General features: G+C 71.9%; 23 protein-coding genes. 7 read left to right on the top strand and 16 right to left on the bottom strand.

The annotated features are described in order from the left end of the window. Nucleotides 1-19: 19 nt before the first annotated feature. A complete protein-coding gene (locus ACIOD2_RS22410; RefSeq protein WP_400541021.1) occupies nucleotides 20-196 on the bottom strand; it encodes a hypothetical protein in 177 nt (58 codons plus the stop codon). Between the two features lie 310 nt (nucleotides 197-506). Continuing rightward, nucleotides 507-1,586: a Cmx/CmrA family chloramphenicol efflux MFS transporter gene (locus ACIOD2_RS22405; RefSeq protein ID WP_400541018.1), complete on the bottom strand. Its 1,080-nt coding sequence runs from the start codon at nucleotides 1,584-1,586 to the stop codon at nucleotides 507-509. 159 nt (nucleotides 1,587-1,745) lie between these two features. On the opposite strand from ACIOD2_RS22405, the gene ACIOD2_RS22400 reads away from it, so the two are divergent. Beyond that, nucleotides 1,746-2,186 carry a hypothetical protein gene (locus ACIOD2_RS22400; protein ID WP_400541015.1) on the top strand — a complete coding sequence of 147 codons (441 nt, stop codon included), beginning with the start codon at nucleotides 1,746-1,748 and terminating at the stop codon, nucleotides 2,184-2,186. 26 nt (nucleotides 2,187-2,212) lie between these two features. On the opposite strand, the gene ACIOD2_RS22395 is transcribed toward ACIOD2_RS22400, so the two are convergent. The 10 genes from ACIOD2_RS22395 to ACIOD2_RS22350 all read right to left on the bottom strand — a co-directional run bounded on the left by ACIOD2_RS22395 (nucleotide 2,213) and on the right by ACIOD2_RS22350 (nucleotide 10,375). Continuing rightward, nucleotides 2,213-3,154: a GlxA family transcriptional regulator gene (locus ACIOD2_RS22395; RefSeq protein WP_400541012.1), complete on the bottom strand. Its 942-nt coding sequence runs from the start codon at nucleotides 3,152-3,154 to the stop codon at nucleotides 2,213-2,215. 20 nt (nucleotides 3,155-3,174) lie between these two features. Continuing rightward, entirely contained in the window at nucleotides 3,175-3,759 is a 585-nt protein-coding gene (locus ACIOD2_RS22390) for a TetR/AcrR family transcriptional regulator (protein WP_400541009.1), read from the bottom strand. 62 nt (nucleotides 3,760-3,821) lie between these two features. Next, nucleotides 3,822-5,135 (bottom strand): ABC transporter substrate-binding protein, encoded by a 1,314-nt coding sequence (locus tag ACIOD2_RS22385; protein ID WP_400541006.1) that lies wholly within the window; start codon nucleotides 5,133-5,135, stop codon nucleotides 3,822-3,824. Then, nucleotides 5,122-6,198 carry a branched-chain amino acid ABC transporter permease gene (locus ACIOD2_RS22380; RefSeq protein WP_400541003.1) on the bottom strand — a complete coding sequence of 359 codons (1,077 nt, stop codon included), beginning with the start codon at nucleotides 6,196-6,198 and terminating at the stop codon, nucleotides 5,122-5,124. The genes ACIOD2_RS22385 and ACIOD2_RS22380 overlap by 14 nt, the downstream gene beginning before the upstream one ends. 2 nt (nucleotides 6,199-6,200) lie before the next feature. After that, nucleotides 6,201-7,052, bottom strand: coding sequence for a branched-chain amino acid ABC transporter permease (locus tag ACIOD2_RS22375; RefSeq protein ID WP_323332191.1), 852 nt, complete (start codon nucleotides 7,050-7,052; stop codon nucleotides 6,201-6,203). A 34-nt stretch (nucleotides 7,053-7,086) separates the two neighbouring features. Further along, nucleotides 7,087-7,794 carry an ABC transporter ATP-binding protein gene (locus ACIOD2_RS22370; protein WP_400541000.1) on the bottom strand — a complete coding sequence of 236 codons (708 nt, stop codon included), beginning with the start codon at nucleotides 7,792-7,794 and terminating at the stop codon, nucleotides 7,087-7,089. Continuing rightward, the gene (locus ACIOD2_RS22365) at nucleotides 7,787-7,963 is read right to left on the bottom strand and encodes a hypothetical protein (protein ID WP_400540997.1); all 177 of its coding nucleotides are present in this window, start codon (nucleotides 7,961-7,963) and stop codon (nucleotides 7,787-7,789) included. Before ACIOD2_RS22365 ends, ACIOD2_RS22370 begins: the two co-directional genes overlap by 8 nt. 16 nt (nucleotides 7,964-7,979) lie before the next feature. After that, the gene (locus ACIOD2_RS22360; protein WP_323332187.1) at nucleotides 7,980-8,771 is read right to left on the bottom strand and encodes an ABC transporter ATP-binding protein; all 792 of its coding nucleotides are present in this window, start codon (nucleotides 8,769-8,771) and stop codon (nucleotides 7,980-7,982) included. A 235-nt stretch (nucleotides 8,772-9,006) separates the two neighbouring features. After that, on the bottom strand, nucleotides 9,007-9,984 hold the full coding sequence (locus tag ACIOD2_RS22355; RefSeq protein ID WP_400540994.1) for an ABC transporter substrate-binding protein: 978 nt from the start codon (nucleotides 9,982-9,984) through the stop codon (nucleotides 9,007-9,009). Between the two features lie 259 nt (nucleotides 9,985-10,243). Beyond that, a complete protein-coding gene (locus ACIOD2_RS22350) occupies nucleotides 10,244-10,375 on the bottom strand; it encodes a hypothetical protein (protein WP_400540991.1) in 132 nt (43 codons plus the stop codon). Between the two features lie 178 nt (nucleotides 10,376-10,553). On the opposite strand from ACIOD2_RS22350, the gene ACIOD2_RS22345 reads away from it, so the two are divergent. The 4 genes from ACIOD2_RS22345 to ACIOD2_RS22330 all read left to right on the top strand — a co-directional run bounded on the left by ACIOD2_RS22345 (nucleotide 10,554) and on the right by ACIOD2_RS22330 (nucleotide 13,376). Then, nucleotides 10,554-10,889, top strand: a complete 336-nt coding sequence (locus ACIOD2_RS22345; protein ID WP_400543174.1) for a YciI family protein — start codon at nucleotides 10,554-10,556, stop codon at nucleotides 10,887-10,889. Next, nucleotides 10,886-11,200: a YciI family protein gene (locus ACIOD2_RS22340; RefSeq protein WP_400540988.1), complete on the top strand. Its 315-nt coding sequence runs from the start codon at nucleotides 10,886-10,888 to the stop codon at nucleotides 11,198-11,200. The genes ACIOD2_RS22345 and ACIOD2_RS22340 overlap by 4 nt, the downstream gene beginning before the upstream one ends. After that, on the top strand, nucleotides 11,191-12,417 hold the full coding sequence (locus tag ACIOD2_RS22335) for an RNA polymerase sigma factor (protein ID WP_400540985.1): 1,227 nt from the start codon (nucleotides 11,191-11,193) through the stop codon (nucleotides 12,415-12,417). The genes ACIOD2_RS22340 and ACIOD2_RS22335 overlap by 10 nt, the downstream gene beginning before the upstream one ends. A 62-nt stretch (nucleotides 12,418-12,479) precedes the next feature. Next, nucleotides 12,480-13,376: a Kelch repeat-containing protein gene (locus ACIOD2_RS22330; RefSeq protein WP_400540982.1), complete on the top strand. Its 897-nt coding sequence runs from the start codon at nucleotides 12,480-12,482 to the stop codon at nucleotides 13,374-13,376. A gap of 1 nt (nucleotide 13,377) precedes the next feature. On the opposite strand, the gene ACIOD2_RS22325 is transcribed toward ACIOD2_RS22330, so the two are convergent. Both ACIOD2_RS22325 and ACIOD2_RS22320 read right to left on the bottom strand, forming a co-directional pair. After that, nucleotides 13,378-13,647, bottom strand: a complete 270-nt coding sequence (locus tag ACIOD2_RS22325) for a hypothetical protein (RefSeq protein WP_400540979.1) — start codon at nucleotides 13,645-13,647, stop codon at nucleotides 13,378-13,380. Between the two features lie 12 nt (nucleotides 13,648-13,659). Continuing rightward, entirely contained in the window at nucleotides 13,660-14,007 is a 348-nt protein-coding gene (locus ACIOD2_RS22320; protein WP_400540976.1) for a hypothetical protein, read from the bottom strand. A gap of 321 nt (nucleotides 14,008-14,328) precedes the next feature. On the opposite strand from ACIOD2_RS22320, the gene ACIOD2_RS22315 reads away from it, so the two are divergent. Further along, nucleotides 14,329-15,096 (top strand): GntR family transcriptional regulator, encoded by a 768-nt coding sequence (locus ACIOD2_RS22315; RefSeq protein ID WP_400540973.1) that lies wholly within the window; start codon nucleotides 14,329-14,331, stop codon nucleotides 15,094-15,096. Between the two features lie 5 nt (nucleotides 15,097-15,101). Continuing rightward, nucleotides 15,102-15,368: a hypothetical protein gene (locus ACIOD2_RS22310; protein WP_400540970.1), complete on the top strand. Its 267-nt coding sequence runs from the start codon at nucleotides 15,102-15,104 to the stop codon at nucleotides 15,366-15,368. Here the strand turns inward: ACIOD2_RS22310 and ACIOD2_RS22305 are convergent. Both ACIOD2_RS22305 and ACIOD2_RS22300 read right to left on the bottom strand, forming a co-directional pair. Then, nucleotides 15,365-16,663 (bottom strand): hypothetical protein, encoded by a 1,299-nt coding sequence (locus ACIOD2_RS22305; RefSeq protein ID WP_400540967.1) that lies wholly within the window; start codon nucleotides 16,661-16,663, stop codon nucleotides 15,365-15,367. The genes ACIOD2_RS22310 and ACIOD2_RS22305 overlap by 4 nt on opposite strands. Continuing rightward, nucleotides 16,660-17,052 carry a PTS sugar transporter subunit IIA gene (locus tag ACIOD2_RS22300; RefSeq protein WP_400540964.1) on the bottom strand — a complete coding sequence of 131 codons (393 nt, stop codon included), beginning with the start codon at nucleotides 17,050-17,052 and terminating at the stop codon, nucleotides 16,660-16,662. Before ACIOD2_RS22300 ends, ACIOD2_RS22305 begins: the two co-directional genes overlap by 4 nt. Between the last annotated feature and the right edge of the window lie 7 nt (nucleotides 17,053-17,059).

Genomic DNA, 17,059 nt, shown 5'->3' with positions numbered 1-17,059 from the left:
GGAGCGGCGGCGGTGACGTTCAGCGGCGCCGCCGCGGCCCGAGTCCCACGGCGACGACGAGGGCCATCGCCACCAGAGCAGCAGCCATCCACACCGGCGCCACCACCGCGCCCAGCACCGGCCCGACGGCGGCGCCGACGTTCAGCGCCGCCGCCGCGACCCGAGCCCCACGGCGACAACGAGAGCCGATCGCCACCAAGACCGCAGCCGCCCAGACCGACGCCGACTCACGAACGCGACCCGAGTCCCACGGCCAGAACGAGGGCCATCGCCACCAAGGCCGCAGCCATCCAGACCGACGCCGACTCACGAACGCGACCTGAGCCCCACAGCCAGAACGAGAGCCGTCGCCACCAGAGCAGCAGCCATCCACACCGGCACCACCACCGCACCCAGCACCGGCCCGACGGCGGCGCCGACGTTCAGCGCCGCCGTCGCGACCCGAGCCTCACGGCGACAACGAGAGCCATCACCACCGAGGCGCAGCCGCCCAGACCGACGCCGACTCACGAACGCGACCCGAGTCCCACAGCCAGAACGAGGGCCACCGCCACCAGAGCCGCAGCCATCCACACCGGCGCCACCACCCCACCCAGCACCGGCCCGACGGCGGCACCGACGTTCAGCGCTGCCGTCGCGTACGAACCCGCCATCATCGGCGCGCCCGAGGCCAGCCGCAGGATCCGGGCGATCACCGTGCCCCCGACGGCGAACGACAACGCGCCCTGCGGGAAGGCCAGGACGGGCAGCGCGGCCGGGACCAGCGCCAGCACGACCCAGCCCGCGAGCAACAGGAGCCCGCCGATCACGACGACCCGGCCGGGCCACCGATCCGCGAGCCGGCCCGCCGCGGTCACCCCGGCGAAGCAGCCGACGCCGAAGAGCGCGAGGACCAGCGGCACCGGCGCGAGCCCGGTGGCCAGCGGCGCCAGGTAGGTGAAAACGCCGAACGTGGCCGCGTTGACCAGGGCGCCGAGCAGGAGCGTCCCGGCGAGCACCGGTCGTCGCAGCTCGGCGAGTTCCTTGCGCAGCCCGGACGGCTTCGCGGTCACCGGAGGGTCGGGAATCCGCGCGACGGCGGGCACACACAGCAGCGCGACCGCCCAGAACGCCGCCCGCCAGCCGAACGCGGCGCTGAGCAGCGCGCCACCGGGAATGCCGACGACGCAGGCGATGGTCGTGCCGCCGAGCAGCACCGCCAGGGCACGGCCCGTCCGGTCCGGCGGCACCAGGCCCGCTGCCGCGGTGAGGGCGACGGCGAGAAAGCCCGCATAGGCCACCGCGGCTGCCGCCCGCGTCACGAGCAGCACGGCGAACGATCCGGTGAGGCCGCCGACGACGTGCGTCACGACGAAGACGGAGAGAAAGCACAACAAGGCCGTGCGACGCCGCCAAGAACGGGCCACGGCGGCCATCAGCGGCGCGCCGACGACCAGACCGGCCGCGAACGCGGACGTCAGAAGTCCGGCCTGCGCCAGGGAAACCCCCAGCGCATCGGCGATTTCGGGCACCAGCCCGGCGAGCATGAACTCGGACGTACCCATGGCGAACACCGCCAGGGCGAGGAAAAAGACGGGAACGGGCACAGAAAGCTCCAGGGATCACGAGATCGGCAACGACTTCGTGGTCACCCGGGAACCCGGGCGCGGCCCAGGGAAGAGCGAGCTACCGGGCTGCCGGGACGACCGGCAGCCCGGTCCTGGACGCTTCGGGGCTCGACATGGGTTCGACGATACCGTGGGCCCATGTTCGAGCAGGAAGTCGCACGCGTGGACGCCGTCCTGGGACCGATCGCGAACGCCCCGTACGACGGGGAGCCGTTCGAGGTGGTCCTTCCGCCCGGCGCACGGGAGGTTCTGCGCGCCCTGCTGGACCACTACGCGACCGGCGACGACGCCGCACGGGCCGAGGTCCGCGCGCTGTTCGAGCGGTACCCGTCGTTCCGCTGGGCGGTGTCCCTGCCCGACGCGGACTTCCGCACCCGGCTGCTGCACTTCTCGGCCTGCGACCAGGGCGCCGACCCGCGGGACGAGCTCTTGGCGCTCAACGCCCTCTGCGCTGCGGCCCGCGCCGACGGCGTCGACATCCGGCCGGTGCTGCGGGAGGTAGCGGCTCTGTCGAGCCCGGTGGACAAGTACGGCATGGGCTCGACGCGCGATTTCCTGTTACGCAGTGCGGGCTACTAGGACCGAGTCGGCTCCGGAACTGAACCTCAGCCGGCGCGGAAACTCGCCCGGTAAGCGTGCGGGCTGGTCCCGACGACCCGCTTGAACCGCTCCCGGAACGCCGTCGGTGAGCCGAACCCGGCCTCGCCGGCGATCCGATCCACCGGGTACGCCGTCGCCTCCAGCAGGTGCTGGGCCCGCCGGACCCGGACCCGCAGCAGCCACTGCAGCGGCGTCGTCCCGGTCTGCTCGCGGAAGCGGCGGTTGAGCGTCCGGGTGCTCATCCCGGCGTATCCGGCGACGTCTTCGAGGGTCAGCTCCTTCGCGCAGTTCTCCTCCATCCACGTCAGCACCGGCTCCAGCGCCGAGCCGCGCGGGGTCGGGGGCTGGTCGTGGACGATGAACTGGGCCTGGCCGCCTTCGCGCTCCAGCGGCATGACCGACAGCCGGGCCGCGTCGGCCGCCACCGCGGAACCGTGGTCGCGGCGGATCAGGTACAGGCACAGGTCGAGGCCGGCCGCCGCGCCCGCCGACGTCAGGAACTGGCCGTTGTCGACGTAGAGGACGTCCGGGTCGACGTCGATCGCGGGGTGCCGCCGGGCCAGCTCGGCCGCGCCGACCCAGTGCGTGGTCGCGCGGAGGCCGTCGAGCAGCCCGGTCTCGGCGAGGATGAACGCGCCCGAGCAGATCGACGCGATCCGCGTGCCGCGGGCGGCGGCTCGGCGCAGCGCGTCGAGGACCTCGGCGGGCACCGGCGGGTTCGCGTCGCGGCCCGGCACGATGATCGTGTCGGCGTCGTCGAGACCGCCGAGGCCGAACGGCGGCCGCAGCGTGAACGCACCGCTGTCGACCTCGGGGCTCGCGCCGCAGATCCGGACCTCGTACCCGGGACGGCCGCTCGGCAGCAGCGTCCGGGAGAACACCTCGATCGGGGTCGCCAGGTCGAAGGGCACGACCCGGTCCAGCGCGAGGACGGCCACGATGTGCATGCCACCACGATAGGCCCGGCCTACCCGGCTGGCGGCGGCTCCGGGCGGAGGCTGCGCAGCATCAGGTTGGCGAAGTGCTCCCCCACCTGCTCGCCCGACAGCTCACCCTCGGCGTGGTACCACATGCCGAGACGGTGGATCGCGCCGTAGTGGTAGTTGATGACCAGGTCGGCGGGGACGTCGTCGCGGAAGAGCCCCGCTCGCTGGCCTTCTTCGACGAGGTCCCGCACCCGCTCGTGGTAACGACGGCGTTCGGCGCGCACCTGGACCTGTTTGGACTTTTCGAGCAGCGCGAACGACTGGAAGAACACGATTGCCGCGTCGAGGTCCGCAATGGACGTGACGACGACGTCGGCGATGATGGCGTGCAACCGTTCCGGCAGCGACATGTCCGATTCGGCGATGGTCCGCATCCGCTGGGTCTGCATCCGCAGCATCGCGGCGTAGATCTCGAAGAGCAGGTCGTCCTTGGACTCGAAGTAGTGGTACAGGCCACCTTTCGTCACCCCGGCCGTCTCGACGATCTCGCGGACCGTCGTGGCCTCGAACCCCTTCTCGGCGAACAACCGCACCGCGGCCCGCACGACCTTTTCCCTGACCGCCATGTCTTCACCTTAAGCGAGGGGGTGGGCCGGCCCGCGCGGCGCCGCGAGCCGGCCCACGTTCCTCACTTCCCCAGCAGGTTCACCTGGTCGGGGGTGGCGCGTTCGCCGCTGTACGGCGTGATCGCACCGGTGCCCCGGTCGGTGACGGCCGGTGGCTGGATCACCGTCGTGGTCGTGTCCGGGTTGATCTTGAACACGTACGCGCCGGTGTAGCCCGAGTGCGAGTCCTTCGAGAACCCGAACGGGGTCAGGCCCGGCCCCTTGAGCGCGCCGGAGCTCATCGCGTCGACGATCTTCTTGCGCGTCGGGTCCGGCCCGGCGGCCTTCAGCGCCTCGCCGAACGTGTAGGCCTGCACCATGCCGTAGAACAGCGTGTTGGTGAGCGGCTCCTTCGGGATGTACTTGTCGTGGATGCCCTTGAAGTAGGCGACCCACGGGTCGGACGTCTGCGCGACGTCGGGCAGGTAGCCGGTGCCGATCAGGCCGTTGAGCAGCTGCGCGCTCGAGACGCTCGCGCCGCCGCGTTTGGCGAAGTCCTGCAGCAGCCCGGAAAGCGTCGCCGGGTCGGCACCGATGCTGCTGACGACGAACTGCGGCTTGTAGCCGATCTTCGCCGCGGCCAGGATGGACAGTGCGGTGAACGCGGGGATGCACTCGCACACGACGATCTCCGCGCCGGCCGCCTTGAGCGCGGACAGCTGCGGCGTGACGTCGGTGTTCGCGCTGTCGTAGCCCTGCTTGGCCACCGTCTGGTCCTTGATGAACTGGTCGAGCCCGGCCTGGGTGTCGCGGCCGACGTCGTCGTTCTGGGTGAAGTACCCGACCTTCTTGCCCGCGAAGTTGTCCTTGATGTACTTGCCCTGGATCTTGCCCTCACGCGTGTAGTCCACCTGGTACCCGAAGGTCATCGGCGCCTTCTGCGGGTTGTCCCACGCGAGCGCGCCCGAGGACACGAGCAGGTCCGGCACGCCTTCGGTGTTCAGGTAGTCGACGACCTTCGAGTGCGTCGGCGTGCCGAGCCCGCCGACGATCGCGAACACCTTGTCCTGCAGCACGAGCTTCTTGACGACCTCGACGGTCTTGGTCGGGTTGTAGCCGTCGTCCTCGACCTTGTAGTCGATCTTGCGGCCGTTGATCCCGCCGCCGTCGTTGATCGCCTGGTACACCGCGCGGGCGCCGACGGAGATCTTGCTGTACCCGGGTGCGGCCGGGCCGGTGAGCGGCTGGTGGGTGCCGATCACGACGGAGTCCTTGGTGACGCCGACCGCCGAGTCCGCGGCCTGCGTGCCACTGGTGTCGGACTCCCCCGCACCGCCGCACGCGCTGAGCGCCAAGGCCAGGACCGCGATTCCCGCGACGGTTCTAGTGCTTCTCATGGGTCTCCTTTTGCTCGGCGGATCGACGGAGAAGTCCTCGCAGCCGCTGGAAGCCGCCCTGGATGCCGCGCGGGAAGGCGAGTACGACGACGATGAGGATCACGCCGTACACCGCGAGCGGGAGGTTGTTGGCCACGTCGGTGTTCAGGTGCAGGGCATCGGCGAGGTCTTCCGACCACGCCTGGAAGTAGACGAGCGCGATCGCGCCCCACAGCGCGCCCCAGAGCGACCCGAGCCCGCCGAGCACCACGGCGGCCAGCAGGCTCAGCGACAGCGCGGGGGTGAACGAGCCGGGCGCGGCGGTGCCGAGCAGGAACGCCTGCAGGCCGCCGGCGAGCCCGCCGCACACCGCGCTGACGAGGAAGGCCAGGATCTTCGTGCGGCCGACGTGGATCCCGCTCAGCGAAGCGGCGACCTCGTCGTCGCGGACGGCGCGGAAGGTGCGGCCGAGCTTGCCACGCACGATGTTCACCACGAACACCAGCGCGATGAGCACGCTGAGCCAGACGATCCAGGTCTGCCAGCGCAGCTCCGGGACCACGCCGACCAGGCCGGCCGGTCTGCTGTGGACGGTGAAGTTCAACCCGTTGCTGCCGCCCAGGAAGTCCTGGAACCGGCGGGTCAGCGCGGGCAGGCCGACGGCCAGCGCGAGCGTCGCCCCGGCCAGGTACGGCCCGCGCAGCCGGGCGGCGGCGGCCCCGGCCAGCAACCCGCCCAGGCCACCGGCGGCCGCGGCGAGCAGCAGGTCGGCCCACAGCGGGAACGTCGGGACGCGGCGCACCAGCAGCGCGACGGTGTACGCGCCGATGAACATGAACGCGCCGTGGCCCAGGGAAACCTGCCCGGTGAGGCCGGTCAGCAGGGTCAGCCCGGCCACCGCGACGAGGTAGTAGCCGACGGTCGCGATCCGCAGGTTGGTGAACTCGTCGGTGACCAGGGTGAGCGCCACGACGACGGCGAGTGCGCCCAGCGCGGCGAGGATGTGCAGGACCAGGGGCGGCAGCCGGCGCTTGCCCGCGGCGGCGGGCGAACCGGCCGGGGCCTCCGGGAGACTCGTGCGCACGCTCACACCCGCCTCGCCTTCGCCCGGCCGAACAACCCGGCGGGCCGCAGCGTCAGCACGATCACCAGGATCGCCAGCGCGGCGATCGTCACCGTCTCCGGTCCGAAGTAGCCGGACACATAGGACAGTCCGACACCGAGCACGAACCCGCCGGCGATGGTGCCCAGCGGGTTGTCGAGCCCGCCGAGCACGGCCGCGGTGAGCGCGTAGACGAAGACGCCGTCCAGCACGTTCGGGAAGAGGAACGGCGGGGTGGCCAGGAGTCCGGCCAGCGAGCCGACGGCCGCCGCCATCCCCCAGCCGACGGTGAGCATCAGCCCGACCCGGACGCCGAGGGTACGGGCGACGTCCGGCGCGAACGCCGCCGCCCGCATCCGCAGGCCGAGCGGGGTGTACTTGAACACCACCAGCACGAGCGCGGCGATCGCGAGCACCACCAGCACCACGAACAGGTCGTTGGCGGAGAACCGGCCGACGAAGTCGAAGGCGTACGGGTACGCCAGCGGCTCGTTGGACCAGATCATCCCGGCGACCGCCTGCAGCACCAGCAGCAGCCCGAGGGTGACGATGATCGAGCTGAGCTCGGAGCGGTGGCGCAGCGGGCGGATCAGCAGCCGTTCGGTCACGACGCCCAGCAGCGTCCCGGCCACGATCGCGACGGCGAAGCCGAGCCAGTAGCTGCCCGTCCCCTTGGTCACCGAGTACGCGAGGTAGGTCGAGATCAGGGCGAGCGCGGGCTGCGCGAAGTTCACCACCCGGGTGGCCCGGTAGATGATGACCAGCGCGAGCCCGAGGGCCGCGTAGACCGCACCGGCGGAGATCCCGCCGAGGGTCAGGTCGAGGAATTCCTGCATACCGGACCGTTCACCTCCCGTTTGTTGGTCAGCGTCAGAAGCCGAGATAGGCGTGGCGGAGGCCGTCGTCGGCCAGCAGCTCCGCCGCGGTGTCGACCGCCACCACGCTGCCGAGCGCGAGGACGTACCCGTTGTCCGCGATGGACAGTGCGCTGTGGGCGTTCTGCTCGACGAGCACCACGGTGAGCCCGGTCGAGGCCCGCAGGTCACGCAGGATCCGCATGATCCGCGCGGTGATCAGCGGCGCGAGCCCGAGCGACGGCTCGTCCAGCAGCAGCAGCTCGGGACGGCTCATCAGCGCCCGGCCGATGGCGAGCATCTGCCGCTCGCCGCCGGAGAGCGTCGCGGCGAGTTTGGCCGAACGTTCTTCCAGCGGTGGGAAAAGCTCGTACACCTCACGCTTCGCGGCGGCGCGATCGGCGCGGTCACGCCGCCACAGCGCGCCGAGGCGGAGGTTCTCCTCGACGGTCAGCTCGGTGATCACCCCGCCGCCTTCGGGCACGTGCGCGACCCCGCCGCGCGCGATGCGGTCGGGTGCCCGGCCGGTCAGTTCCGTGCCGTCCCAGGTGATCCGGCCTTCGCGCGCCGGGTGCAGACCGCTGATCGTGCGCAGCAGGGTGGTCTTGCCGGCGCCGTTCGCCCCGAGCACGGCGGTGATGCCCCCGCGGTCGACGGTCAGGTCGACCCCGTCGAGCGCGCGGACGGCCCCGTAGGCCACGGAAAGCCCTTCGATCTCAAGCACCGGGCGCCTCCTCGGCGGGGAGTGCGCCGACGTCGGGCACCGGGCGGCGCCTCGGCCGGATCGCGGGAGCCCGCCCCGGCCACCCGGGGTCGGCCAGGCCGGTCACCAGGCCGTCCAGCACGCGGCAGCGCACCGGGCGGCGCCTCGGCCGGACTACGTTGTGCACCAAGGAAAAGTCCTTCACCTCAAGCACCGGGCGCCTCCTCGGCGGGGTCGCCGAGGTAGGCCTCGGCCACGCGGGGGTCGGCCTGGATCTCGGCCGGGGTGCCCGCGGCGATCACCTCGCCGAAGTTCAGCACGACGACGCGGTCGCAGACCTGCATCACCAGGTCCATGTGGTGCTCGACGAGCACCACCGCCATGTGCCGCCGCAGCGACAGGATCAGCGTCGAGAGCTCGATCAGCTCGGCGGCCGAGAGCCCGCTCGCGGGTTCGTCGAGCAGCAGCAGGTCGGGCTCGGCGACCAGCGCCCTGGCCAGCGCGACACGCTTGCGGACGCCGTAGGGCAGCACGCCGGGCAGGCGGTCGGCGAGGTCGGCGATGCCCAGCTCCGCCAGGGTCGCCCGGGCCCGGTGGGCGAGATCGGCCTCGTCGCGGGCCGAGCGGCCGGCTCCGGCGAGCGCCGGGAGCACGCCGGAGCGAGCGTGGCGGCCCGCGCCGGCCATCACGTTCTCCAGCACGGTCAGCCCGGCGAAGAGGCCGAGCCCCTGCAGCGTCCGGACGATCCCGAGCCCGGCGAGGTGCTCGGGGCGGTGGCGGACCAGCGGCGTGCCGCGCCAGAGGACGCGCCCGGACTGGGGGCGGACGAACCCGCAGACGACGTTGAACAGCGTCGTCTTCCCGGCGCCGTTCGGGCCGATCACGCCGACGACCGTGCCCTCGTCGACGCTCATCCGGACGTCGCGCAACGCGGTGAGACCACCGAACCGCACGGTGAGGCCGTCGACCACGAGCAGGCCTTCGCCGGGAAGTGTCATCGATGACCCCTCTAGTTCTCACCATGTGGACCAGTCCGTACCGCGCGGTCGGTATGAAGAGGGTGGTGCGCGGCGCGAGCCGTGTCAAGGTGCGAACCGGCAACATCCGGATCTTCCGGGCCGGTCCGAAAATTTCGCGAAGCACGGCCTCGACGGGAAGCTTCGACGTCCGCAAAACGACCGAAGGCGGGTGCGCAGAGTGCGCACCCGCCTTCGGCGGCCGAAACTCCCGGGATCAGCCGCTACTGGCCTGCGGCGCGATCATCTCCGAGGCGTCGATCTTCGTCTGGATGATGCCCAGCTGCTGCAGCAGGTCCGGCACGCGCTGGATGCGGCGGGCGTCCAGCGTGGACCCGAACGCGGGCATCACCATCAGGCTCGCGATGTCCTGGTCGACGCGGGCGTTCTTGACGACCAGCGGCTCGATCCGGCCGCGGTCCACCGAGTCGCGGGTGGCGGCGAGCATGGCGCGCTGGAACGCCGCCATCGTCTTGGGGTGCTCCTGGACCCACTTGCCGGTGGCGCCGAACCCGGTCAGCGGGAACGACTGCGTGCTCCCGCTGGCGGCGTCGACGACCGGGTACGCGCCGGACACCTTGGCGGCCTGGGTGAGGTAGGGCTCCGGCTGGTACGCGGCGTCGACCTTGCCCTGCGCCAGGGCGGCCCCCATCTCCGGCAACGGCATCGGGACCCACTGCACCTTGCTGAAGTCGACGCCGTGGTCGCGCATCACCGACCGGGTCAGGATGTCCGACGCGGCGTTCTTCGAGCTGATCGCGATCCGCTTGCCCCCCAGGTCGTTCACCGTCTTCACCGGCGAGTTCGGCACGGTGACGACCTCGTTGCTGAGCGGGCTCGCCGAGGTCGCGTCGGCCACCAGCTGGACGTCGGTACCACTGCTCTTGGCCAGGAAGTACAGCGTGTACGTCGACAGTGCGATGTCGTCCTGGCCCTTGGTCATGCGGTTCAGCGATTCCTGGCCGCTGGACGCGACGTCGGTCTGCACGTCGAGACCCTCGGCCTTGAAGTAGCCGCCCTGCTGGGCGAGCCACAGGGTCGCGAGGTCGACGGCGGTGAAGATGGCGACCCGGATGGCCGGCTTCTCGACGTTTCCACCCGCGGAAACGCTTCCCCCGGCCTGGTTGCACCCGGCCAGCAACAGCGCGGCGGAAAAGAGCACGGCGGATCGCCGTAGCAAGGCGCGTCGGAACATGACACTCCCGGAAAACACTGGACAGATCAGGGAAACCGGCCGGTATGGCCGTGATCTGCGGGACTGTAGATGACGCTTTCCGGAGTCGCAAATGTGTTGCCCACAAAGGAGAACACGTTATTTCAGGAAAAGATTCACCGGACACCGTTCAGGACGGGGGATGCAAGCAACCCACCGGTGCACCGCCCTGGAAATGAGCAACGGCAAATTGCAGAAAGGGTTTCCCCGTCGAGAATGATCGTGCTGTGCGCACGGTCCGTCATCGCCGAACTCGCGGCTGACGCAGTCGGCGCGCCCACCGGGCGACCAGCCGGCCGAGGCGCTCCTCGGCCACGCGGCGGTCCCGCTCGCTCTGGCAGGTGACGGTGGACAGCTGGCTGACCGGGATCATGACGGCTCCTCTCGCCGGGGTGGTGCTTCCGGCAGGTCGACGCCGCGGTGCGCCCGGATCGACAGGAGCGCCGAAAAAACTTTCCGGAGTTTCTTCCGAGCCCCTGTCGATTCCGGCCCGCGGCGGCGTCGGGTGGGTGAGAAGCTGCACCGGACGACCAGGAGGAGCCTTGCGGTACATGCTGATGATCTGCGACGACGGCGCGGAGCTGTTCAGCCCGCCCGAGATCGATGCCATGCCCGAGTTCGTCGCCTGGCTGCGCGACGTCGAAGCCCGCGGCGCCACCCACGCCGGGACACTGCTGCGGCCGCCCGCCGAAGCCGTCACCGTGCGGGTGCGGGACGGGCAGCGGCTGACGTCGGACGGCCCGTTCGCCGAGACGAAGGAATGGGTCGCCGGCTGCGAGGTCGTCGAGTGCGAGGACCTCGACGAGGCCATCGCGATCGCGTCCGCGCACCCGTCCGCCGGGCGGTTCCCCATCGAGATCCGGCCGTTCTGGGAGGAGGAGTCGTGAAGTTCCTGATGTGGGTGTGCGTCGACCCCGAACTCGTCGGCACCGCCGAAGACGCCCCGGACGACTGGGTCGCCCTGGCCGGAAGCCGCCGTCTGGAAGGCAACCAGCTGCGGCCGGTCAGCGACGCGACGACGTTGTGGCCGCGTGACGGCGGCACGTTCGTCTCGGACGGCCCGTTCGCCGAGACGAAGGAGCAGATCGCCGGGTACGACATCCTCGACTGCGCCGACCTGGCCGAAGCGATCGACGTCGCCGCGGCGCACCCGGTCGCGAAGTTCGGGGCGATCGAGCTGCGGCCCGTGTGGGAGTAGCCGAAGCGGTCGACGAGGCGTTCCGCACCGAGTGGGGCCGCGTCGTCGCCACCCTGATCCGGGTCACCGGTGACTGGGACCTGGCCGAGGAGTGCGCCCAGGAGGCGTTCGCCAAGGCGCTGGCCACCTGGCCCCGGGACGGCGTGCCGCGCCGTCCCGGGGCGTGGCTGACGACCACCGCCCGCAACCGCGCCCTGGACAAGCTGCGGCGCGGCGCCGCGGAGGCCGGCCGGCTGCGTGACCTGGCCGTCACGACGCCGGCCGGCGAGCCGGCACCGGAACCCGACGACGTCCCCGACGACCGGCTGCGCCTGATGTTCACCTGCTGCCACCCGGCGCTGCCGCTGGAGGCGCAGGTGGCGCTGACGCTGCGGACGCTCGCCGGGCTGAGCACCCCGGAGATCGCCCGCGCGTTCCTGGTGCCCGAACCGACGATGGCGCAGCGGATCGTGCGCGCCAAGCGCAAGATCCGCAACGCGCGCATCCCCTACCGCGTCCCGCCCGCCGAGCTGCTGCCCGAGCGGACGTCGGGGGTGCTCGGCGTGCTCTACCTGCTGTTCAACGAGGGCTATTCGGCCAGCGCGGGCGCCGACCTGGTCCGCCAGGCCCTGACGGCCGAGGCGATCCGGCTCACGCGCGTCGTCGTCGGGCTGCTGCCCGACGCGCCTGAAGCGGGCGGCCTGCTGGCCCTGATGCTGTTCCACGACGCCCGCCGCGCGACCCGCACCGACGACGCCGGTGACCTCGTCACGCTCGCCGACCAGGACCGCACCCGCTGGGACCGCGCGTCGATCGACGAGGGTGTCAGCGTCCTGGATTCCGCGCTGGCGCTCGGCAGGCCCGGCCCGTACCAGCTCCAGGCGGCGATCGCCGCGTGCCACGCGACGGCGTCCCGCGCCGAAGAGACGGACTGGGCGCGGATCGCCCGGCTGTACGAGCTGGTCGCGCGCCTGAACCCGTCACCGGTGGTCGAGCTGAACCGCGCCGTCGCGGTGGCGATGACCGGAGGCCCTTCGGCCGGCCTGGCGCTGGCCGACGCGCTCGCGGAGAGCGGCGATCTGGCGGGCTACCACCTGCTGCCGGCCACCCGGGCCGACTTCCTGCGCCGCCTCGAACGGGCCGACGAGGCGGTGGCGGCGTACCGGGAAGCGCTGGAACTCGCGCCGACCGACGCGGAGCGCCGTTATCTGTCACGGCGAATCGGCGAACTCCAGTAACAAACCACCCCGCCGTGGAGACTCTGGCCGCGAATCGCGACGCGGGATAGAGGGTGGGAACGATGACCGATTCCTGGACGTACCGGCCGCCGCTGCGGTCACCCCGGTTCGCCCACGAGGTGGCGAGCGTCGGCGACGACCTCTTCGTCATCGGCGGCACCGACGGGAACACCGCCCACGGCTCGGTGGAGACCCGCAAGGTGACGGGCAGCGGCGAATGGCACCACGCCGGCCCGATGCCGGTCCCGCGCACCGACCTCGCCGTCGGCGTGGCCGGTGGCCAGGTCTACGCCGCCGGCGGCACCGTCGGTGAGACCGCCACCGACGTCGTCGACCGCTACGACCCGCTGCTCGACGAGTGGAGCCCGGCCCCGCCCCTGCCGGCCCCGCTCGCCTCGGCTTCGGCCGCCGGTCTCGGCGGCAAGCTCTACGTCGCGGGCGGCAGCGGCCCCGGCGAGCGGTACGCCACGGACGCGGTGCTCGGCTACGACCCGGAGGAAAAGCGCTGGGACCCGGTGGCCCCGATGCACACCCCGCGCGCCCGGTTCCGGCTGCTGGCGACGGAAACCCACCTGTACGCCATCGGCGGGCTGGCCGGCGGGCCGCGGGACGTGCTCGACTCGGTGGAGCGGTACTCCCCCGAGACGGACAGCTGGGAAACCGTGGCCCCGATGCACAAGCGGCGCGCGCTCCCCGGCGTGGCGCTGCTCGGCGACCGGATCGTGGTCGTCGGCGGCGCGCCGGCGGCCGAGGACCCCGGCGCGCGCGACCGCACGACCGAGGTCCTCGACCTGGGCACGGGAGCGTGGCACCTGCTCGGCACCCTGCTCCCCCACGGCCGGTCGTCGGTGGTCTGCGTCGCCGGCCCGGCACACCGGATCCTGGCGATCGGCGGCCGCGCGAACCTCTTCGGCCGTCAGGCCACGGTGTCCGGCGTGCTTTCGCTGAAAGTGCCGTGACTCAGCAGAACCAGCCGGACTGGACCCAGCCTCTCTTGTTGACGTTCCCCATGGCGTACCCCTCGGCCCAGTCGCCGCTGGGCGAGTACCGCGACAGCTCGAAGTGGTCGCCGCGGTAGAGCGTGCCGACGATGACGCCGGCGGGCTGCGTCCGGACGTAGAGGTCCGTGGCGCAGATTTCGTGGACGGTCCCCGCCGAGGCGGCGGGGGCGAGCGTGATCGCCGCGGACACGGCGAGCGCCGCGGCGGCGGCGATGCGTGCTGTGGTCATGTCTTCCTCCGGTCAGTCCAGTGAGAAGCAGCTGCGGAGCAGGAAGCCCCACTTGCTCGCGCCGTGCCAGAAGACGTCGGCCGAGTTGTGGTCCGACGTGATGTACCGGACGCCGATGTAGTTGCCCTGCACGAGCGTGTCGATCGGGTCGGAGTGCCCCTGCCCGGCGGTGTAGTTGCCGAAGAGCGTGGCGGTCGAGCAGGTGATGTGCGCGGCCCGGGTCGGCACCCACGGGTCGTTGATCGTGCCCGATCCACTTTGGACGGTCGCGGCCCCGGCGGGAGCGACGGTGAGCCCTCCCGCCGCGACGGCCAACACCGCGACCGCGCAGGCGCGTTTGACGCTGGTCAACGTCATCATGGTCCTTTCCTCAGCGGTTTCTCCGCTTCCTGGAAAAGGAGTACCGAGTTTCGGTGAACGGCGGAAGTGCATGTCGTGACCAGGCGTGCACGGTTCGTGTCCGCGTGTGCAGCGGCGCAGGTCGGCCACCGTCTTTTCTCGATGGCCGCGTGGCCTCCGGCTCGGCGGCTTCGCGGCGAGGGCTGAGCGGCCGCGCCACCGCCGAACCGAACCCGACGCGACCCGGCCGGCCACGACCATCGTCGGCAAAGCCACCCACCCCACCGGCTGAAGCCGAGCGTGGGTGTTACGTCACCCGGGGTGGCGCGACATACTGAAGCCATGCCCCGTCCGAAGCACGTCCCCGCGAGCGATCTCCGGCTCCCGGACGCACTGGAGCCGGGGCGGCCGAAAGGCGACCAGCTCCGCGAGATCATCGAAGGTGTCGCCACCGAGGCCGGGCCGGGGCGGCTGATGCCGTCCGAGCGGTTTCTCGCCGAGCACTTCCAGGTCGCCCGCGGCACCGTGCGCCAGGAGATCAATCGTCTGGTCGCCGACGGTGTGCTCTACCGCCAGCACGGCACCGCGACCTTCACCGCGCAGCGGCAGGCCGCGCACATCGACATGCTGACGTCGTTCACCGAGGACATGCAGGCCCGGGGCGTCGTCCCCAAGACGAAGGTGCTGCACGCCGAGGTGGAGAGCGCGGGCCCGCGCATCGCCGGCCGGCTCAACGTGCCGCCGGGTGCGCGGGTGTTCCGGCTGGAGCGGCTGCGCTATGTGGATGACGAGCCGTTCGCGGTCGAGCGCACCAACCTGTCGGTCGACCGGTTCCCGGACATCGAACTGTTCGACTGGGAGACCCAGTCCCTGCACCGCACGCTCGAGGAGCGCTGGGGCGTCCGGGCGGACTGGAACGACACGGCGATCTCCGCGGCCCTGCCCACCAGCCACGACGCCGGGTTGCTGGGCATCGAGCCCACCCAGCCGTGCCTGATCATCCAGGGCACGCTGCACGACCAGAGCGGCGGCGTGATCGAAGCGGGCCGCTCGCTGTACCGCGCGGACCGCTACACGGTCTTCACCCAGGCCCGGCGCAACGGCAGCTGACGGCAGTGCAGTTCGACGCCATCGCGCGCAAGGCCTACTACGGCGTCTGGCTCCTCGGCCTTTGCTTCGCCGCTCTCGCGATCTGGGGTTTCGTCCGCCACCCGCACTGGTTCTGGGTGACCCCGATCGGCGCCGCGGCTCTCGCCTTGATCGCCAACCAGCGGATTCGCGGCTCCGGCCGTCGCGGCGAAACCGTCCTGCTCGGCGTGGCCACGTTGGTCTTCGTCGTGGTCTCCGGCCTCCTGCTCGGCCTGGCCCTTCGGCTCAGCTAGGCGTAGTGGCTCCGGAGCAGCTTCAGGCAGTGTTCCACCAGGACATCGGCCGCGTCCGGGGCGAAGAGCGTCACGTACGACTCGTAGATCCCGTCCCGGTGCCCGGCCGCGTCCGGCAGGTAGCCCAGGTAACCGTCCGTGTAGCCGATCACCCGGGTGTGGCGGAACGGGCTGCCACGGCGGATGCGCAGGCCCAGGGACGCGAACAGCTCGAACGGCGTGTGCAGCCAGGCGATCTCGCCCAGTGACACCACACTGACCGGCACCTCCGCGCAGCCCGTGGGCCGGTGGTTGGCCGCCATCGTGGCGAGCATCGCGCACCCTTCGTAGCGGGTCTGCGCGATCCGGACCGCCGGGTGGTCCGAGCCGTGGCGGGCGAGTTCGCGCTGCCACTCGCCTTCGGCCGCCTGGCGCAGTTCCAGACTGTCCTCAATGGACGGTACGTCGCGGTAGGGCAGGTGCAGCGACGACCGGGTCAGCCGGACCGGGCCGGTGGCCGCCGACGAGGACGCCGCCTCCAGCGTGCGGGCGATCGACGTCGCGAGGTGGCCGCCCAGGGTGGCGACCTCGTCGTGGCCGCGGCCACGCCGGACGAACCGGGAGCTCGCGTCGCCCGCCGCGCCCTGGAGGAACGCCGCGACCGGACGGCCGATCAGCGCCGCCAGCTCACGGCGGGTCGCGCCCGGCCAGTCCGCGGACCAGGCCAGGTTGTCCGGGCCCAGCACCGTGGGGTGGCTGGCGTAGTCGAACAGCAGCGCGGCCGGGGTGTCGTCGTCCCGCCGGAGCTCGAGCACGCCGAACGACGTGTCGTGCGGGCCGTCGGGGTCGTAGCGGTTGCTGCCGACGGCCTCGGTCTCCCCCGCGTGCCACCGGGCCCGGACGCGTCTTCGGCAGGCGCGCAGCAGGGCCGCGGCGCCGGTGATCTTCTCCGTCATGCGGTCGACCAGGCCGTTGTCCCGCTCCCCCGGCAGCCCGGGGTGCAGCGGGCCGGTCCAGCCTTCGGGCCCGGAATGGGTGTGCGACGCGCAGACGAGCACGCGCTGCGGGGCGATGCCGACGGCCTCGGCGACGGCGCCGGCCAGGGTGCGGGTGAGCCCGGCGTCCACGGCCAGCGCGTCCAGCGCCACCCACAGCACCCCGGGGTCGTCTTCGGTGGACAGCCAGATCAGCGACGCCTCGAGGTCGTCGTGGGTGCCGGTCGCGACGCCGTGGCGGGCCAGGTAGCCGCCGAGCGGGTGCCCGGGGCCCGGCGTGATCCGCACGTCCTGCGCGGCGAGCAGGAGCGAGGCGGTCACCAGGTGGACTCCAGGACGTCGACGACGCCGTCGCGGCCGGCGGCGCGTGCCACCCCGGCCAGCGCGGTCACGTCGCCGGTGGTGTGCAGCAGGACCTCCAGCAGCATCGGCAGGTTCAGCCCGGACACCAGCTCGATGCGGGCCGGTCCGCGGGCAGCGAGCGCGCGGACGGCGTTGAACGGCGAGCCGCCGTGCAGGTCGGCCAGCACGAGCAGCTCGGCGGCGTCGCCGGCCAGCTCGCCCAGCCGGGCGCCGAAGTCCTCCGGCCGGTCGCTCGGGTTCAGCTCGCAGACCTTCAGCCGCGACTGCGGGCCGAGGATCATCTCGGCCGCTTCGCCGACGCCCGAAGGCAGGCTGCCGTGCCCCGCGAGAATGATCGGGATCGACATGACGGGC

This window comes from Amycolatopsis sp. NPDC088138 (genome assembly GCF_044741685.1).
GTDB lineage: Bacteria > Actinomycetota > Actinomycetes > Mycobacteriales > Pseudonocardiaceae > Amycolatopsis.
Note: the sequence above shows the minus strand (reverse complement) of the source record. Positions and strands in the feature narration are given on the sequence as shown.

Coding starts and splice junctions, on each gene's coding strand:
- ACIOD2_RS22400 (WP_400541015.1), top strand. CDS start 1,746: ATGTTCGAGCAGGAAGTCGCACGCGTGGACGCCGTCCTGGGACCGATC.
- ACIOD2_RS22395 (WP_400541012.1), bottom strand. CDS start 3,154: ATGCACATCGTGGCCGTCCTCGCGCTGGACCGGGTCGTGCCCTTCGAC.
- ACIOD2_RS22390 (WP_400541009.1), bottom strand. CDS start 3,759: ATGGCGGTCAGGGAAAAGGTCGTGCGGGCCGCGGTGCGGTTGTTCGCC.
- ACIOD2_RS22385 (WP_400541006.1), bottom strand. CDS start 5,135: ATGAGAAGCACTAGAACCGTCGCGGGAATCGCGGTCCTGGCCTTGGCG.
- ACIOD2_RS22375 (WP_323332191.1), bottom strand. CDS start 7,052: ATGCAGGAATTCCTCGACCTGACCCTCGGCGGGATCTCCGCCGGTGCG.
- ACIOD2_RS22360 (WP_323332187.1), bottom strand. CDS start 8,771: ATGACACTTCCCGGCGAAGGCCTGCTCGTGGTCGACGGCCTCACCGTG.
- ACIOD2_RS22355 (WP_400540994.1), bottom strand. CDS start 9,984: ATGTTCCGACGCGCCTTGCTACGGCGATCCGCCGTGCTCTTTTCCGCC.
- ACIOD2_RS22350 (WP_400540991.1), bottom strand. CDS start 10,375: ATGATCCCGGTCAGCCAGCTGTCCACCGTCACCTGCCAGAGCGAGCGG.
- ACIOD2_RS22345 (WP_400543174.1), top strand. CDS start 10,554: ATGCTGATGATCTGCGACGACGGCGCGGAGCTGTTCAGCCCGCCCGAG.
- ACIOD2_RS22330 (WP_400540982.1), top strand. CDS start 12,480: ATGACCGATTCCTGGACGTACCGGCCGCCGCTGCGGTCACCCCGGTTC.
- ACIOD2_RS22325 (WP_400540979.1), bottom strand. CDS start 13,647: ATGACCACAGCACGCATCGCCGCCGCCGCGGCGCTCGCCGTGTCCGCG.
- ACIOD2_RS22320 (WP_400540976.1), bottom strand. CDS start 14,007: ATGATGACGTTGACCAGCGTCAAACGCGCCTGCGCGGTCGCGGTGTTG.
- ACIOD2_RS22315 (WP_400540973.1), top strand. CDS start 14,329: ATGCCCCGTCCGAAGCACGTCCCCGCGAGCGATCTCCGGCTCCCGGAC.
- ACIOD2_RS22300 (WP_400540964.1), bottom strand. CDS start 17,052: ATGTCGATCCCGATCATTCTCGCGGGGCACGGCAGCCTGCCTTCGGGC.